This window comes from Salinisphaera sp. G21_0 (assembly GCF_017744115.1).
Taxonomy (GTDB): domain Bacteria; phylum Pseudomonadota; class Gammaproteobacteria; order Pseudomonadales; family Endozoicomonadaceae; genus Endozoicomonas.
Map to the genome: position 1 here is coordinate 1 of NZ_JAGHQW010000164.1, position 1,482 is coordinate 1,482.

A 1,482-nucleotide genomic window follows, 5' to 3' on the forward strand; every position below is an offset into this window, starting at 1 on the left:
GTGGAGACAGCGTGGCCATCGTTACGCCATTCGTGCAGGTCGGAACTTACCCGACAAGGAATTTCGCTACCTTAGGACCGTTATAGTTACGGCCGCCGTTTACCGGGGCTTCGATCAAGAGCTTCTCCGAAGATAACCCCATCAATTAACCTTCCGGCACCGGGCAGGCGTCACACCGTATACGTCCACTTTCGTGTTTGCACAGTGCTGTGTTTTTAATAAACAGTCGCAGCCACCTGGTATCTTCGACCAGCCTCAGCTTACGGAGCAAGTCCGATCACCAAAGCCGGCGCACCTTCTCCCGAAGTTACGGTGCCATTTTGCCTAGTTCCTTCACCCGAGTTCTCTCAAGCGCCTTGGTATTCTCTACCTGACCACCTGTGTCGGTTTGGGGTACGGTCCCTTCTGACCTGAAGCTTAGAAGTTTTTCCTGGAAGCATGGCATCAATCACTTCAGCTCCGTAGAGCCTCGTCATCAATTCTCGGCCTTGAGGATCCGGATTTGCCTGGATCCCCGGCCTACGATCTTAAACGCAGACAACCAACGCTGCGCTGACCTAGCCTTCTCCGTCACTCCATCGCAGTCAGAAGGGGTACAGGAATATTGACCTGTTTCCCATCGATTACGTCTTTCGACCTCACCTTAGGGGCCGACTCACCCTGCGCCGATTAGCGTTGCGCAGGAACCCTTGGTCTTCCGGCGGGGGAGCTTCTCACTCCCCTTGTCGTTACTCATGTCAGCATTCGCACTTCTGATACCTCCAGCCAACCTCCCGATTGACCTTCAACGGCTTACAGAACGCTCCTCTACCGGTTCAGTAGACAGTTGACAGTAGACGGTGGACGGTTTTGCCTTGAGTCATTGGTGACTTTTGTGCAAATTCGTTAGCATTTTGGCAATTGTCTGGTATTCGGTTTTCAGGTATTCCCACTGATTTTTCTCGATGTATCCGAGATCCAGTGAGTATCTGATCCATACCCGCATTTCGTCGGCTGATCCGATGGCCATTAATAAGAACCTTCGAAATTCAGCTTTTGAAATACTCATTTTGCCTTAGCCTTCAGCAACATTTGCGCATATGCCTTTACTGGCTCTGCGCATTTGGTCAGCAAGACCATGCATTTGTTCATGCTTTGGATATTCAAGTGTGAGCTTATGAACTTCCTGCGAAGCCCGGTACGCTTTCCTGAATACATCCAACTGCTCAAAACCCTGCATGTATACTCACCAAACTGTGTACTGTCCACTGTCAACTGTCCACTGAACCCCGTAGCTTCGGTGTCTAGTTTGAGCCCCGTTAAATCTTCCGCGCGAGCCGACTCGACCAGTGAGCTATTACGCTTTCTTTAAAGGATGGCTGCTTCTAAGCCAACCTCCTGGCTGTCTGGGCCTTCTCACATCGTTTCCCACTTAACCAGAACTTTGGGACCTTAGCTGACGGTCTGGGTTGTTTCCCTTTCCACGACGGACGTTAGCACCCG

The 1,482-nt window shown here is 51.2% G+C and carries 1 rRNA gene; it reads right to left on the minus strand.

Going from position 1 to position 1,482, the window contains the following annotated elements:
• Positions 1-1,482: ribosomal RNA gene (locus tag J7439_RS25425) — 23S ribosomal RNA — on the minus strand; the annotation flags it as partial.